Genomic DNA, 15,191 nt, shown 5'->3' on the forward strand with positions numbered 1-15,191 from the left:
ATCGGGAACGAATACTTCTGACGATGATGATGCTTGATGTCCGTTCCGGCAGTTAGGTTGACGGTATGGCGGAGTCGAAGTCGGCGAAAGCGAAGACCCCGGCGATCGAGTTGGAGGTCGGTGAGCGGACGGTGCGGATCTCCAATCCGGACCGGGTCTACTTCCCGGCCCGCGGGGAGACCAAGCTCGACCTGGTGAAGTACTACCTGTCCGTCGGCGACGGGATCGTGCGCGCGCTGCGGGAGCGGCCGTGCATGATGCACCGGTTCCCGTCGGGTGTGGCCGGCGAGAAGGTGCATCAGAAGCGGCTGCCGCACGGTGCCCCGCCGTGGATGGAGACAGTCCAGGTCACCTTCCCGCGGTACAACCGGACCGCCGACGAGCTCTGCGTCACCGAGATCGCCCACGTCGCCTGGGCGGTGCAGATGTCGACGGTCGAGTTCCACCCGTGGAACTCGCGTCGCGCCGACACCGAGAAGCCCGACGAGTGGCGGATCGACCTCGACCCGATGCCGGACTGCCCGTTCGACCGGGTACGCCGGGTGGCGCACGTCGCGCACGAAGTACTCGATGATCTGGGCGCGACCGGCTACCCCAAGACCTCGGGCGGCTCCGGCATCCACATCTACGTGCGGATCAAGCCCGAGCACGGCTTCTCCGACGTACGCCGGGCCGCGCTCGCCTTCGCCCGCGAGGTCGAGCGCCGCGCCCCCGACGACGTCACGACGACCTGGTGGCGCAAGGACCGCGACCCGAAGAAGCTGTTCGTCGACTACAACCAGAACGCCCGCGACCACACGATCGCCAGCGCGTACTCCGTCCGCGGCAACCCCGAAGGCACCGTCTCCACCCCGATCCACTGGGACGAGATCGACGACGTCGACCCGAAGGCCTTCACCATCGCCACCGTCCCCGCCCGCTTCGCCGAGCTCGGCGACCTGCATGCCACCATCGACGACTCCGCCTACTCCCTCGACACCCTGCTGGAGTGGGCAGCTCGCGACGAGGCCGAAGGCGCCGAAGAGCCGCCTCCCCCAGACGAGTAGGCACCGGCAACTCCTGAGCACCTTGAACAACTAATGGCGACCTTGGACATGAAATTACTTGTCCGAGGTCGCCATTAGGTGTTCAAGGTCGCCGGTTGGTGACCGGCGAGGCCGTGGTGGAGGAGGTTGGTGAGGAGGTCGATGGCTTCCTCGTCGGGGATCGTGCGGCCGGAGGGTGGGTTGGCTACCAGCCAGGTATAGGCGAAGCCTTCCAGCAACGAGTTCATCGCGGAGATCTGGAGTAGCGGATCCGGCTGCGGCTCCGGCAGGTACGAGAGGTGCCTGATCATGTGCGTGTCGTCGTCCGCCATGATCCGCTGCAGGCGCTGACCCAGCTCCGGATCGACCATCGCCGCCTGCTTGATGGCGATCATCTCCGGCAGATGCGCCTTGTAGAAGTTCCAGAACGCGGCCACGTGCCAGCGGACCGACGAGATCTTGCTGAAGTCCTCGTCGTGCGCGAGATCGCCCAGTACTGCGAGGTCGGCCGTCGCCAGCATGTCGACGAGCAGCGCCTCGAGCAGCTCCTCCTTGCCGGCGAAGTGGTTGTAGAAGGAACCCGTCGCGCGCCCGGCCGCCGCGGTGATGTCGGTGATCTTGGTGTTCAGGTAGCCGCGCTCGGCGAACACCTCCCGGGCCGCCTGCTTCAGCGCCGCCTCGGTCCCGGCCGCCTGCTCCTTGCGTGTGCTCGTCACCCGCGACACCTCCTCCTTGACAGCGAACCCTAGTCAAGTGCATGCTGAATCAATATTCAGTGAATCACAATTCAGTGAAACGAGGAAGCATCATGACCGTTCTGATCGCCGGTGCCGGACCGACCGGACTGACCCTCGCCATCGAGCTCGCCCGCCGCGACATCGCCGTCCGGGTGATCGACAAGGCCGACGAGTTCTTCCAGGGCTCCCGCGGCGACGGGCTCCAGCCGCGGACGCTCGAGGTCTTCGAAGACCTCGGCGTACTGGACCAGGTGCTCGCCCAAGGCATCCCGATGCCGGTCATGAAGATCACCATCGGCGGCCATCCCGTCGGCGAACGCCGGATGGCCGACCCGATCGACCCCACCCCCGACCGCCCGTACCCGAACGCCTGGATGCTCGGCCAGTCCCGCACCGAGGCGATCCTCCGCAACCGCCTCGCCGATTTCGGGGTCAGCGTCGAGCTCAGCACCGCCCTGGTGACCTTCACCCAGTACGACGACCGCGTGGTCGCCGAGCTCTCCAGCGGCGAGACGGTCGAGGCGGACTACCTGATCGGCGCCGACGGCGGCAAAAGCGTCGTCCGCAAGCAACTCGGGATCGCCTTCGAGGGCACCACCGACGACTCGATCCGGATGCTGCTCGGCGACGTCTCGGCCGACGGGCTGGACCACGACTACGGGTACTGGTTCGCCGGCCCGGACAATCCGATGGAAGGCATCGCCCTGACGCCGCTGTCCGGTGGCGACCAGTTCCAGTTCGGCGCTCCGCTCGCTTCCCCCGACGCCGACACGACTCTGGAAGGCCTGCAGGGCTTGGTCGATCGGTACGCCGGCGAGGGCGTCGCCAAGCTCCGCGACCTCACCTGGTCGACCGTCTGGCGGCCCAACATCCGGCTGGCCGAGCGCTTCCGGGTCGGCCGAGTGTTCATCGCCGGGGACGCGGCCCACGTCCACCCACCGACGGGCGGTCAGGGGCTGAACACCGGCGTACAGGACGCGTACAACCTCGGCTGGAAACTCGCCGACGGCCGCGAGGAGGTCCTGGCGACGTACGAGACCGAGCGTCGCACCAACGCCCTGCGCGTGCTCGGCATCAGCGAAGACCTGATGCAAAAGCACCTCGACGGCGACGAGACCGCGATGGACCGCGGCGAGAACGTCCGCCAACTAGACGTCAGCTACCGCTCACCAACCGACACCGCCCCCCTCACCACCGGCGACCGTGCCCCCGACTCCCCCCTCACCGATGCCGACGGCAACCAAACCCGCCTCTTCACCCTCTTCCAAGGCCCCCACGAAACCCTCCTACGCTTCACCCCCACCACGCCGACCACCCACCCCCACACAGTCACCATCACCCGCACCCCGCAGCCCGGCGCCCACACTTCCCCCGAGGCGTTCGCGATCTACCACGCCCAGGACGGCGACGAGTTCCTGATCCGCCCGGACGGCTACCTAGGCTGAAGCTTGACCTCAGGCATGGTGCTCCGGCGCGGGCTTCGTGATACAGATAAGCGCTTGCTTTTAGCGTGGCCGGGGGGCCTGGGGAGGGGAAATCATGGGTCGGCGTGGGTGGCTGGCGGCTGTTGGGGCGGTGGTTCTGGCAGGTGGCAGCGCTGCGGGTGGGGTGGCGCTGCACTCGCGGGGGAACGGGGATGCTGCGCCGGTGGCGGTGGTCAGTGCGCCGCGGCCTACCGCAGTACAGGTTGATGTGACTGCTCAGAGTGCTGCTGTGGATGCGATTCTGAAGCGGCGGGCGGCGGCCGTGCTCAACAAGAACGAGGCGCAGTTCCTGGCTGATGTCGATCCGAAGAACACAAAGTTGGTCGCAAGCCAGAAGGTGTTGTTCGGGAATCTGGTGCAGTTCGGGTTCGTGAAGCTCAACTATCTGCAGGATCGGCCGCAGTTCGACCAGGCGCTGATCGACAAGTACGGGCCGACGACCTACCTGGTCAGCGTGGTGATGTCGTACCAGATCGGCGGCATCGACGACGGGCTGGTGAAGGCGCCGCTGGGGTACATGTTCGTCCAGCGCGGCGGCCGGTACCTGCTGATCGACGACAAGTACATGGACAGCTCCCTGCCGTTCGGGGCTCACAAAGAGGCCTGGGACGTCGGTCCCGTGCTGGTACGCCGGGGAGCCCGCGCCCTGGTGGTTGTCGAACGAGGCAAGGCGAAGCTGGCCGAATCGATCCTGACCGATGCCGAATCCGCCGTGCGCGCGGTCAACAAGCTCTGGTCGGCCAATTGGCGCGGCGGCGGGCTGGTCATCGCCCTGGACGACCGCAAGGTCCGGATCGCCGACTACACCAAGCCGAAGGACGCCGAGGACTTCCTGGCGACCGCGACGAACGTGTACCGGACGCTGCCCGGCGAGGTCCAGAGCGAAGGCACGTTCGGTGGCGCCTATGTGGTGGTCAACCCGCGCTACCGCGACGAACTGGATGCGCGGGTACTGGCGCACGAGTTCACCCATGTCGCGACCGCGCAGTACGGGGTCGACGCGCCGGTCTGGCTGGTCGAGGGCACGGCCGAGTACATCGAGCAACTGCCGATGCAGGGCGAGCGCGACCTCGACCTGGATCGCTACCGCGGCATGGTGCGCTCGAAGTACTTCGACAAGATCAAGGCACTGCCGACCGACCAGCAGTTCTACGCGACGGTGAAGAGCTCCTACCCGATCGGCTGGTACGTCGTCGACTACATCGCCGGCAAGTACGGCACGACCAAGCTCGCCAAGGTCTATAAGGAGCTGGCCCGGCAGGGGTTCAGCCAGAACCAGCGCGACCTGATCTTCACCGCGCAGCTCGGCCGCACCGAGGCCCAGATCTTCAAAGACCTCCAGAACCGCTAGCAGTCGAACTCGAACACCAGCAAGGCTTTGCCGGTCGGCGAGGTCCACCGGTACGCGACCAGGCACTCGTCCGATCCAGCCGGTGGAGATCCGTCGTCACGGATGTAGTTGGCCAGCACAAACGGCCGCCACACCCGGCTCCGGCCGTCGAAACGGTGGGCGCCTACGCCCCGATCCTCGAACCGGCCGATCAGGACCGGCTGGACGTCGGGATCGCGCAGCAACCCCTCGACGACGGTGCGGTCGAGCCACTCCCCGTCATCCTCTGTGAACGGCTGTCCGCGCAGGACGATCTCGTCTCCGTGCACCGTGTTCGGACGGATCGAGAACTCCGGTGCGGGGATGAGCAAGTTGGCGAGTTCTTGCAACATCCGACCGAGAGTAGCCGAGATCTCACCGGTTGTGGATGGTTCAGCCGGTCCTGGCGATCTGGTCTTCGACGGTGAACTCGAGGCCGTTCGCCGAAGCCAGGTAGACGTCTTGGTCCACGAGGTTTCCGTCCAGCCGCAGCAACCCGCGCGGACTGTCGTAGAAGTGGCCGGTCGGCAGCGCGGACACCGCGTCGATGCTGATCGAACCGGCCATTTCGCCCAGCCGGGCAAGGAAGCGGACGGCCTCGTAGCAGGATTCGCCGACCGCGTTGAGGGCCGGCGCCCAGGTACCGAACCGGGCGTAGTAGTCGCGGGCGAACTCGCCGCTCTCGGTGGTGGCTAGCCCGTCGAAGTACGCGGCGGCGGCATACAAGCCTTTGTTTGCGGTGGGTCCGGCGGCCAGCAGGGTGTTCTCCTCGATGGCCGGGCTGAGGCGGAGCAAGCGTTCGCTCAAGCCGGCCTTGGCGAACTGGCGGTTGAAGTGGACCGCGTCCTGCCCCATCAGGAGCATGATCACGCCTTCGACGTCGGCCTGCTCCAGTCCTTGGATCACGCTGCTGAAGTCGGAGGTGCCGAGCGGAACGAAGTCCGACTGCACGATCGAGGAGGCCGAACCCTGTAAGGCTTTCGTCGTGGTCGTGGCGGTCACCCGCGGGTAGATGTAGTCGTTCCCGACCACCGCCCAGCGCCGTACGCCGTGCTGCGCACCGATCCAATGTGTTGCCGGAAGCAACTGATTGACCGGCCGCTCGCCCAGCATGAACACGCCCGGCGTATCGTCGCCGCCCTCATGCATCGCGGCGAACGCGTAGACCACCTTGCCGCCGATCCGCCGGGTGAGGGCGACCCGTACGGCGGAGATGTGCCAGCCCGCCACCGCGTCGACACGACCACTGTCCACCAGCCTTCCGACCTCCTCGGCGACTGCGGACGGCGCGCGGCCGGCGTCGACCTGGACCAGCTCGACCTGGCGGCCGGCGATCCCTCGGCCGGCGTTGAGTTGCTCGACCGCGAGCTGGGCGCAGGCCAGGCAGGACGGACCATAGATGCCGGTCGGTCCTTGCAACGGCACGACGAAGGCGATCGACAGCTGCTCGCGCACGCCGGACCTCCTTCAGCCTTTCGGACAGTGTGGCTCAGTCCTGCTCGGTACTCCGAGCTCTGAGCTATATTCACCAGAACGTGAGACACGGGGAGGGACGATGACCGCCAGTCTGCTCCTGCTGCTCAAGCAGGCCGAACGCCGGATCGAGCACCAGTTGCGGCCGATCCTGGCCGACTTCGACCTGTCCCTGGAGCAGTGGCGGGTGATGTCGGCACTGGCCGACGAGCCGGGTCAGCCGATGTCCACGCTCGCGATCCAGGCGGTACTTCCGAACGCGAGCCTCACCCGGCACGTCGACAAGCTGGTCGAGCGCGGCTTGGTCGTACGCCGGATCCACGCCGACGACCGCCGACGCGTCGTCACCGCGCTCTCCCCGGTCGGCACCACGGTCGCCGAGCGGCTGCGGGCCGAGGAGCTCCGGATCGAGTCCACGATCCCCCTCACGGAACTCTTCCAGATGGAAATACAAGACCTTAGTGAGTCCGAAACACCGGTGTAACGCGGCGTTCCTAGGTTCCTTCCATTCGGGTGCATCAGTCCGGCAGCGTCGCCGGGCGCCCTGCACCGTCCCCGCCCGAAGGTGCCGCAGGAGTTCGCCATGACCGTTGAACCCTCCATCGACCACCGCACCGCTCCCCCGTCGGAGCCCACCGCCGCCACCCGCGAGACGCTCGAGGACTACACACTGCGGTTCGCGCCGCGGTCGTACCGCAAGTGGTCGACCGGCGTCGTCGCCGTCTCCGCACTCGGCGGCATCGCCTACCTGGCCGACTTCGCGATCGGCGCGAACATCGGCATCTCGTACGGCACCACGAACGCCCTGTGGGGCATCGGGATCTTCGCCGTCGTCATCTTCGCGACGGGCCTGCCGCTCGCGTACTACGCCGCGCGCTACAACATCGACCTCGACCTGATCACCCGCGGCAGCGGCTTCGGGTACTACGGGTCGGTGGTGACGAACGTGATCTTCGCGTCCTTCACCTTCATCTTCTTCGCACTCGAAGGCTCGATCATGGCGCAGGGGTTGAAGTTGGGGCTCCATGTCCCACTCGCCCTCGGGTACGCCGTGTCGACGCTGGTGATCTTCCCGCTGGTGATCTACGGGATGAAAGTACTGTCCACGCTGCAGGTGTGGACGACGCCGCTGTGGTTGCTGCTGATGGTGCTGCCGTTCGTCTACCTGGTCGTCTCGCACCCGGAATCGGTGGGCTCGTTCTTCGACTACCAGGGCGAGGACGGCAAGGGCGCGACGGACGTCGGCTCGATGCTGCTCGCAGCCGGCGTCTGTCTCTCGCTGATCGCACAGATCGCCGAGCAGATCGACTACCTGCGGTTCATGCCGCCGAAGACGCCGGAGAACTCGCGACGCTGGTGGACGCATATGCTGCTGGCCGGGCCGGGGTGGGTGATCTTCGGTGCGATCAAGCAGGTGATCGGGCTGTTCCTGGCGGTCTACATCATCGCCTCCGTGACTGACGGGGCTTCGGTCGCCAACGAGCCAGTGCATCAGTTCCTGGAGATCTACCGTGGGTTCCTGCCGGGGTGGCTGGCGATGACGCTGGCCGTAGTACTGGTGGTGATCAGTCAGGTGAAGATCAACGTGACGAACGCGTACTCCGGGTCGCTCGCGTGGACCAACTCGTACACCCGGCTGACGAAGCACTACCCCGGGCGACTCGTCTTCCTCGGCTTCAACCTGGTGATCGCGCTGGTTCTGATGGAAGCCAACATGTTCGACTTCCTGAACACCATTCTCGGCTTCTACGCCAACTGCGGGATGGCGTGGATCGTGGTCGTTGCCTCTGACATCGTCTTCAACAAGTACCTGCTGAAGCTGTCGCCGAAGGTGCCCGAGTTCCGTCGCGGCATGCTCTACGCGATCAACCCGGTCGGCTTCGTGTCGATGGCGGTCGCGGCGGGCGTCTCGATCCTGGTGTTCTTCGGCGGTCTCGGCGACGGGATCAAGCCGTACTCGCCGTTGGTCGCGATCGTGCTTGCCCTCGTCCTGCCGCCGGTGCTGGCGATCGCGACTCGCGGGAAGTACTACCTGCGTCGTTCCGACGACGGCATCGACCTGCCGATGTTCGACGAGCACGGCAACCCGTCGGGCGCAGTACTGTCCTGTCATGTATGCCGACAGGATTATGAGCGCCCGGACATGACCGCCTGCGAGACCCACGATGCGTACGTCTGTTCGCTCTGTCTGAGCACGGACAAGGTCGCCGACCACGTACTGGCGGCCCAGGCGTGAACTTCACCCCGTCCGAGATCGAGAAGCTGCTGCTCTCCGTGGCCGGGATGGTCGCCCGCGACCGCCTGGCCCGGGGAGTCCGGCTCAACCACCCCGAATCGGTAGCCCTCCTCAGCACCTGGGTGATCGAACGCGCCCGCGAAGGCGCCCTCGTCGCCGACCTGATGGAACGCGGCCGCACCGTCCTCACCCGAGACCAGGTGATGGAGGGCGTCGCCGAACTCCTGACGGACGTCCAGGTCGAAGCAACCTTCCCCGACGGCCGAAAACTGGTCACTATCCACAGCCCCATAATCTGATCGGGGATCTGATGAGCAACCAGATTAGACTTAGCAATGAAGGACAGGGGGCGGGCAACCAAGCAACGCCGCCCCCAGCCGGCCCAACGCCCGGAGCAGCGCAGTGACAGCCGGAGCAGGATCAGCGGGGCCCGGCGCGGTGCGAGTGCAGCCCGGAACGATCGAACTCAACGTCGGCCGCGAGAAGTTGACGCTGGTGATCGTCAACACCGGCGACCGCCCGGTCCAGATCGGCTCCCACCTCCACCTCCCGGACGCCAACACCGCCCTCGCCTTCGACCGCGAGGCAGCCCACGGCTTCCGCCTCGACATCCCCTCCGGTACGTCGCAACGCTTCGAACCCGGCGCCTCCCGCGAGGTCGTCGCCGTCGCGCTGGCCGGCCGGCGGTTGGTACCAGGGATCCAGGTGAAGACCGATGGTTGAGATTTCGCGGGCTGCGTACGCGGCGTTGTATGGGCCGACGGTTGGGGATCAGGTTCGGTTGGGGGATACGGATCTGTGGATCGAGGTGGAAGAGGATCGGACCGTCGGGGGCGAGGAGGCGATCTTCGGGGGTGGGAAGTCGATTCGGGAGTCGATGGCTCAGGGGACGACGACCCGCAGGGAAGGGGCGCCCGACACCGTCATCACCAACGTGCTGGTGCTCGACTGGTGGGGTGTGGTTCGGGCTGATGTGGGAATTCGGGATGGGCTGATTGTTGCGCTGGGCAAGGCGGGTAATCCGGATATCGCGGATGGGGTGCATCCGGAGTTGCGGATCGGGCCGTCGACGGATGTGATCGCGGGCGAGGGGCGGATTTTGACGGCGGGGGCTATCGACTCGCATGTGCATTTGCTGTCGCCTTCGCAGTTGCACGAGGCGTCGGCGACGGGGATCACCACGATCGTGGGTGGTGGGACGGGGCCGAGTGAGGGGTCGAAGGCTACGACGGTGACGCCGGGGGCCTGGCATCTGGCGCAGATGCATCGGGCGCTTGATGCGTTGCCGCTCAACATTCTCCTGCTGGGCAAGGGAAACACGGTCAGCGCTGAAGGGCTGGCGGAGCAGGCGCTTGCAGGAGCGGCCGGCTACAAGGTGCATGAGGATTGGGGTTCGACGCCCGCGGCGATCGATGCGGCGTTGAAGGCGGCCGACGCTTGGGGGCTGCAGGTCGCGCTGCATGCGGACAGCTTGAACGAGGCTGGGTTCGTTGAATCGACGCTGAAGGCGATCGACGGCCGGTCGATCCACGCGTTCCATGTCGAGGGCGCCGGCGGTGGGCACGCGCCGGACATTCTGTCGATCGCGAGTCATCCGCACGTCATCCCCGGCTCGACCAACCCGACTTTGCCGCACACGGTCAACACGGTCGCCGAGCATCTCGACATGCTGATGGTCTGCCATCACCTCAGCCCGGACGTACCGGAGGATCTGGCGTTCGCCGAGTCGCGGATCCGCGCGACCACGATCGCCGCCGAGGACATCCTCCACGACCTCGGCGCCCTGTCGGTGACCTCGTCGGACGCGCAGGCAATGGGCCGAATCGGCGAGGTCATCACCCGAACGTGGCAAGTCGCCCACGTCATGAAGGCGCGCCGCGGCACCCTCGGCACCAGCCTCCCCGCCGACAACGAACGCGCCCGCCGGTACGTCGCGAAGTACACGATCAACCCGGCCGTTGCCCACGGCATCGATCACCTGGTCGGGTCGGTCGAGGTCGGCAAGCTGGCCGACCTCGCCCTCTGGGATCCCGCGTACTTCGGAGTGCGACCGAAGCTCGTAATCAAAGGCGGCGCAATCGCCTGGGCCGCCCTCGGCGACCCGAACGCCTCCATCCCAACTCCCCAACCAGTCCTCATGCGCCCCGCATTCGGCGACGCGATCGGCGCCGACCTCTCCATCACCTTCGTCTCCCCCGCCGCCCTGGACGACGGCCTGGCCGACCGCCTGCAACTCAGACGCCGACTCGAAGGCGTCCGCCCCACCCGCGAGGTCGGCAAGGCCCAGATGAAAAACAACAACGCCCTACCCACCATCGACATCGACCCAGAGACCTTCGCCATCAAAGTCGACGGCGACCTGATCGAACCCTCCCCCGCCACCGAACTCCCCCTAGCCCAGCTCTACAACCTCTTCTGATGAACACCTCCGACGAAGCGTCCCGCGGTGATCTGCGGCGACCTCGAACACCCTCTGGCGACCGTGAACACGAAATAACTTGTTCAAGGTCTCCGGAAGGTGTTCACACCCACCAGACGCCGTCACCATCACGGGCACAGAGCCCTGCTTCGGGTACGCCCGGTGCGGGCGAAGCAGGTACGGCCGGAGCCGAAGCAGGTACGGCCGGAGCCGAAGCAGGTACGGCCGGAGCCGAAGCCGGTACGGCCGGAGCCGAAGCCGGTACGGCCGGAGCCGAAGCCGGTACGGCCGGAGCTGGAGCGGGTACGGCCGATGGGGAGGCCGCCGCGGTGGGACGAGTTGGCGGAGGGGCGCCGGAGTTGGTGGCGATGATGTTGGCGGATGCGCGGTTGCCGACGGGTGGGCATACGCAGTCGGGTGGGTTGGAGGCGGCTGTTCGGGCGGGGTTGGGGGCGGATGGGGCGCGGCTTGGAGATGTTGCTGGGTATGCGGCGGATCGGTTGCGCACGGTGGTGAGGGTCGAGGCTGCTACTGCGGTGGTGGCGCGGCGGTTGGCGCTTGAGGGGGAACTGGTCGAGCAGGCGGAGGCTGCTTGGGCGGCTCGGACTCCTAGTCAGGCGTTGCGGGCGGCGTCTCGGCGGCAGGGGCGTGCCTATCTGCGGTTGGCGGCGCGGGTTTGGCCGAGGACTACTGAGTATTTGAAGGCTGATGCGGAGATCGCGCGGCCGGTCGTGGTCGGTGTCGTCGCCGCCGTGACAAACCTTTCAGCGGAGCAGACCGCGCGGTTGATCGGGTACGACGACGCGCAGACGGTCGTGGCTGCTTCGCTCAAGTTGTTGCCGGTGGATCCGGCCGATGCGGCGAGTTGGTTGCTCAAGCTCCATCCCGCGATCGAGGAACTCGTCACCGCGGTCAGCCAGACGACCACACCAGCCGGGATTCCGGCGTACGGGGCTCCGTTGGTCGACGTGTTCGCGCAAGCTCATGCTGTCGAGAGAATGAGGTTGTTCCATGCCTAGTACGAATCGTTCGTTCCGTCTCGGCGTCGCCGGGCCGGTCGGTACCGGCAAGAGTTCGCTGATCGCGATGGTCTGCCGCGAGCTCGCCTCGGAGCTGCAGCTCGGCGTCATCACCAACGACATCTACACCGACGAGGACGCCCGGCTGCTGCGCGCGGCCGGCGTACTCGATCCCGAACGCATCCGCGCCGTCGAGACCGGCGCCTGCCCGCACACGGCGATCCGCGACGACGTCACCCCGAACCTGATCGCCGTCGAGGACCTGGAACGCGACTTCGCCCCACTCGACGTCGTATTGGTCGAGTCAGGCGGCGACAACCTCACCGCAACCTTCTCCCCCGCACTGGTCGACGCGCAGATCTTCGTACTGGACGTCGCCGGCGGTGGCGACGTCGCCCGCAAAGGCGGTCCCGGTATCGCCCGCGCCGACCTCCTGATCGTCAACAAAACCGACCTGGCCCCGTACGTCGGAGTCGACGTCCCCCAAATGGTCGCCGACGCCGAAGCAGCACGCCAAGGCAAGCCGGTACTGGCGTTGTCCCGCACCGACGCCGACTCAGTAAGCCGCTTGAAGGACTGGGTCCTCGAGATGACCCAACTAGTCCGGACCGGCACCCACACCCCCGTCGACCCAGGTCCCATGGCCCCCCACTCCCACATCGACGAAACCGGCCAACTCATCTCCCACACCCATGCCCACTCCCACTAGCCAGCACCACCACCCGGCCGACCCCGGGATGGCGGAGGTGCCCGGCTTGCGGCCGATCGCCCGGATTGAGGTCGTTGCGGATCCTATTCGTGATCGGTGTCTGCTCACCACCGGGTTGTTGTCGCCGCGGCGGCTGCGGGCGCCAGAGGGAGTTGTCCGGGTCGCGCTGGTCGCCGCCTCGGCTCTGCTGCTGGCCGGCGACCACGTGGAGATCCAAGTCGTGGTCAGCGGACCGGTGCGGGTGGAGATCATCGAGACGGCAGGCACCGTCGCCTATGCGATGCGTGGTGGCTCCGCGCGCTGGGACGTCACCATCCAGCTCAGCGACGGCGCCAGCCTCGCATGGCACGGTGAGCCGTTCGTCGTGTCGGAGGGTGCCGACGTCGCCAGGTCGATGACGGTCGAGCTGGAGTCCGGCTGCGAGCTGGCAATCCGCGAGTCACTCGTCTTCGGTCGCCATGGTGAGATCGGCGGCACCCTGCATTCATCGCAACGAGCCCACCTCGACGGCGAGTTGCTCCTTGCCGAGGATCTGGACCTCTCACCGACTTCAAGACGCGGCTGGGCAATCCTCGGGGACGCGCGCTGCCTCGACTCGGTCACCACGCTCGGCCGCCGTCTCCCGGACGAGCCCGACACCCTGCAATTGGAGGGTGTCGGTTCGATGGCCCGACGGTTGGTACAGGACCAGCACCAAAGTGATCTTGCGCAAAGCTGGGCAGCGTTGAAGCAAGCTGACAAGATCTCCGAGTGCAGCTGAATCGAGAGAGCGCGTTCGCAAGAGCCGTCGCGCTAGCCACCCAAGGACAACGGGCGATCCTCGGTATCACCGGAGCACCCGCGGCCGGCAAGTCGACGTACGCCGAGCAGCTGACCGCAGACTTGGTTGCCCACGGCCACAAGGTGGCGCTCGTTCCGATGGACGGCTACCACCTCGCCCAGTCGGCCCTCGACGACCGTGGGCTCGCAGCCGTCAAAGGTGCCCCGCAGACCTTCGACGGCTACGGCTTCGTCGCCCTGCTCAAGCGCCTCAAAGACTCACCGACCGAGACGATCTGGGCGCCGAGATTCGACCGCTCCATCGAAGACTCGATCGCGGCCACCATCGAAGTACCGCCGGAGACGACGCTGATCGTGACCGAAGGCAACTACCTGCTCTTCGACCAGCAACCCTGGGCAACAGGCCGCCAACTCCTCGACGAGTGCTGGTACATCGACCTGGACGACGACCTCAGACACGACAGGCTGGAAGCGCGCCACCAGAGATTCGGCCGCTCACCCCAGGAAGCCCACGACCGCACCTACGGCTCCGACGAGACCAACGCCAAACTCATCGCCGCGACAAAGCCCCACGCCGACGCGATCATCACCCTGACCTGAAATCTCACGAGCCGGCCCGACTCAACTGACAGCAATCGCCGGCGCCGCCCGTAGCGCCGGTCCAGGGTGTGTGCCGCTCGACAGGAGGTAGTCGCCGATCTGCGCCCTCCCCACGCTCAGCCGGCAACCGACACCCGCGCCACCACCGACTACCTCCTGTCGAGCGGGACACAACTCCCAGCCACACCGAGCGCACACTGCAGAACTGAGGAACCCGTGAGGTCAGGCGGGCAGCGCTTGGGTTCGGCGGAGCATTGTGGTGAGGGCGGCGAGCGGCCCCGCCCGTATCTCCCGCCGCGGGACCGTCTCCGACGGTGTTGTCGAGGTAGGCCAGGGTCGCGGCGCCTGGGGTGTCACCGGCGCCGATGATCGCGGCGTCGAACTCACCCACCAAGCGATCGACCAGCGCCTGTTTCGACGCAAAGTGATACAGCAATCCGCCCTTGCTGACCCCCGCCTCCAGCGCCACCGAGGCCAGCGTCAGCTTGATCCCGCCATCGCGGAAGTCAGGCGCGGTCAATGAAGCCGGCCACGCCATTCAGGTAGAGCTGGAGCCCGAAGTCGAAGTCGGCCTCTTCGGTCACCTCAAAGGCATCGACCTGGTCGAAGACGCCCGCGGCCAGCACCTTGGCCAAGGCAGGCAGCTCCCGCGGATCGACGACGCGCGCCAGCGTTGCGCCGTACCGGGTGAAGGCGTCCGGGTTCTCGTCGAAGCCGGTCGCGAGGTCCATGCTCAGCCGGATCTCGCCCTGCACGTACGTCATCAGCCCCATCACGATCCCGACCTTGCTCTCCTCGCTCAGCCCGGTGTCCTTCAGCGCACCGAGAGCCGAGTCGAACCACGCAAGGTTGTTCGGCCCCGCAGGCGGCCCCGAGATCGGCAGCTTCGAGTACCAGCGATGCCGGCGTACGGCCGTCAGCACCCCCTTCGCCCAGAACGTCAGCCCGGCCCGCCAGTCAGAGCCGGCAGGCAACGGCTCAGGCCGCTCCAACGCCGCATCCGACATCAGCACAAGAAGCTCGTCCTTGCTCTTCACATGCCGGTAGAGCGCCATCGTCGAGTTCCCGAGCCGCTCGGCGACCCGCGCCATCGACACGGCAGCCAGCCCCTCGGCATCAGCGAGCTCGATCGCCGCCCGGGTGATGTCCCCGACCGACAACGACGGTTTCGGCCCGCGCTTGGTGACGTCTCGCAGCCCCCACATCAGCGCGACGTCGGCCGGCAGCTTGGGCTGCTCGCTCATCTCCACCGCCTCAGTCTAGGAACCTTCACCCTGGACATCCGTACTGCGTAGCATCTACGCTAATTAGCGTAGCAAGTACGCAGTAAGGGGAGGACC

At 66.6% G+C, this 15,191-nt stretch carries 18 protein-coding genes; 13 read left to right on the forward strand and 5 right to left on the reverse strand.

From position 1 onward, the window contains the following. Window positions 1–65: 65 nt before the first annotated feature. Window positions 66–1,046, forward strand: a complete 981-nt coding sequence (gene ligD / locus AB0M15_RS33285) for a non-homologous end-joining DNA ligase (RefSeq protein WP_363827238.1) — start codon at window positions 66–68, stop codon at window positions 1,044–1,046. 74 nt (window positions 1,047–1,120) lie between these two features. On the opposite strand, the gene AB0M15_RS33290 is transcribed toward ligD, so the two are convergent. After that, complete coding sequence (locus tag AB0M15_RS33290; protein ID WP_363827240.1) at window positions 1,121–1,741, reverse strand: TetR/AcrR family transcriptional regulator; 621 nt, start codon at window positions 1,739–1,741, stop codon at window positions 1,121–1,123. A 92-nt stretch (window positions 1,742–1,833) separates the two neighbouring features. Between AB0M15_RS33290 and AB0M15_RS33295 the strand changes: the two genes are divergently transcribed. Next, a complete protein-coding gene (locus AB0M15_RS33295; RefSeq protein WP_363827242.1) occupies window positions 1,834–3,207 on the forward strand; it encodes an FAD-dependent monooxygenase in 1,374 nt (457 codons plus the stop codon). 94 nt (window positions 3,208–3,301) lie between these two features. After that, window positions 3,302–4,597 carry a hypothetical protein gene (locus AB0M15_RS33300; RefSeq protein WP_363827245.1) on the forward strand — a complete coding sequence of 432 codons (1,296 nt, stop codon included), beginning with the start codon at window positions 3,302–3,304 and terminating at the stop codon, window positions 4,595–4,597. On the opposite strand, the gene AB0M15_RS33305 is transcribed toward AB0M15_RS33300, so the two are convergent. Together AB0M15_RS33305 and AB0M15_RS33310 are read right to left on the reverse strand one after the other, a co-directional pair. Next, window positions 4,594–4,968 (reverse strand): hypothetical protein, encoded by a 375-nt coding sequence (locus AB0M15_RS33305; RefSeq protein ID WP_363827248.1) that lies wholly within the window; start codon window positions 4,966–4,968, stop codon window positions 4,594–4,596. The two genes, AB0M15_RS33300 and AB0M15_RS33305, sit on opposite strands and share 4 nt — an antisense overlap. A 40-nt stretch (window positions 4,969–5,008) precedes the next feature. Continuing rightward, a complete protein-coding gene (locus AB0M15_RS33310; RefSeq protein WP_363827251.1) occupies window positions 5,009–6,070 on the reverse strand; it encodes a substrate-binding domain-containing protein in 1,062 nt (353 codons plus the stop codon). Between the two features lie 100 nt (window positions 6,071–6,170). Between AB0M15_RS33310 and AB0M15_RS33315 the strand changes: the two genes are divergently transcribed. From AB0M15_RS33315 to AB0M15_RS33360, 10 genes are all read left to right on the forward strand, one after another. Beyond that, window positions 6,171–6,572 carry a MarR family transcriptional regulator gene (locus AB0M15_RS33315; protein ID WP_363827253.1) on the forward strand — a complete coding sequence of 134 codons (402 nt, stop codon included), beginning with the start codon at window positions 6,171–6,173 and terminating at the stop codon, window positions 6,570–6,572. A gap of 99 nt (window positions 6,573–6,671) precedes the next feature. Then, entirely contained in the window at window positions 6,672–8,324 is a 1,653-nt protein-coding gene (locus tag AB0M15_RS33320) for a hypothetical protein (RefSeq protein WP_363827256.1), read from the forward strand. Next, entirely contained in the window at window positions 8,321–8,623 is a 303-nt protein-coding gene (locus tag AB0M15_RS33325) for an urease subunit gamma (RefSeq protein WP_363827259.1), read from the forward strand. The genes AB0M15_RS33320 and AB0M15_RS33325 overlap by 4 nt, the downstream gene beginning before the upstream one ends. Before the next feature lie 145 nt (window positions 8,624–8,768). After that, the gene (ureB, locus tag AB0M15_RS33330) at window positions 8,769–9,047 is read left to right on the forward strand and encodes an urease subunit beta (protein WP_363828230.1); all 279 of its coding nucleotides are present in this window, start codon (window positions 8,769–8,771) and stop codon (window positions 9,045–9,047) included. Continuing rightward, entirely contained in the window at window positions 9,040–10,743 is a 1,704-nt protein-coding gene (locus AB0M15_RS33335) for an urease subunit alpha (protein WP_363827262.1), read from the forward strand. The genes ureB and AB0M15_RS33335 overlap by 8 nt, the downstream gene beginning before the upstream one ends. A 162-nt stretch (window positions 10,744–10,905) precedes the next feature. Then, window positions 10,906–11,115 carry a hypothetical protein gene (locus AB0M15_RS33340; protein ID WP_363827265.1) on the forward strand — a complete coding sequence of 70 codons (210 nt, stop codon included), beginning with the start codon at window positions 10,906–10,908 and terminating at the stop codon, window positions 11,113–11,115. Further along, window positions 11,112–11,762, forward strand: coding sequence for an urease accessory UreF family protein (locus AB0M15_RS33345; RefSeq protein WP_363828233.1), 651 nt, complete (start codon window positions 11,112–11,114; stop codon window positions 11,760–11,762). The genes AB0M15_RS33340 and AB0M15_RS33345 overlap by 4 nt, the downstream gene beginning before the upstream one ends. Then, window positions 11,755–12,471: an urease accessory protein UreG gene (gene ureG, locus AB0M15_RS33350; protein WP_363827268.1), complete on the forward strand. Its 717-nt coding sequence runs from the start codon at window positions 11,755–11,757 to the stop codon at window positions 12,469–12,471. The genes AB0M15_RS33345 and ureG overlap by 8 nt, the downstream gene beginning before the upstream one ends. Next, on the forward strand, window positions 12,455–13,231 hold the full coding sequence (locus AB0M15_RS33355) for an urease accessory protein UreD (RefSeq protein WP_363827271.1): 777 nt from the start codon (window positions 12,455–12,457) through the stop codon (window positions 13,229–13,231). Before ureG ends, AB0M15_RS33355 begins: the two co-directional genes overlap by 17 nt. Then, window positions 13,222–13,851: a nucleoside/nucleotide kinase family protein gene (locus tag AB0M15_RS33360; protein ID WP_363827273.1), complete on the forward strand. Its 630-nt coding sequence runs from the start codon at window positions 13,222–13,224 to the stop codon at window positions 13,849–13,851. The genes AB0M15_RS33355 and AB0M15_RS33360 overlap by 10 nt, the downstream gene beginning before the upstream one ends. 4 nt (window positions 13,852–13,855) lie before the next feature. Here AB0M15_RS33360 and AB0M15_RS33365 read toward each other — a convergent pair whose 3' ends face one another. Then, window positions 13,856–14,389 carry a helix-turn-helix domain-containing protein gene (locus AB0M15_RS33365; RefSeq protein WP_363827276.1) on the reverse strand — a complete coding sequence of 178 codons (534 nt, stop codon included), beginning with the start codon at window positions 14,387–14,389 and terminating at the stop codon, window positions 13,856–13,858. Then, the gene (locus AB0M15_RS33370) at window positions 14,358–15,095 is read right to left on the reverse strand and encodes a TetR/AcrR family transcriptional regulator (RefSeq protein ID WP_363827279.1); all 738 of its coding nucleotides are present in this window, start codon (window positions 15,093–15,095) and stop codon (window positions 14,358–14,360) included. Before AB0M15_RS33370 ends, AB0M15_RS33365 begins: the two co-directional genes overlap by 32 nt. Window positions 15,096–15,191 lie beyond the last annotated feature (96 nt).

This window comes from Kribbella sp. NPDC051718 (assembly GCF_040681515.1).
Classification (GTDB): domain Bacteria; phylum Actinomycetota; class Actinomycetes; order Propionibacteriales; family Kribbellaceae; genus Kribbella.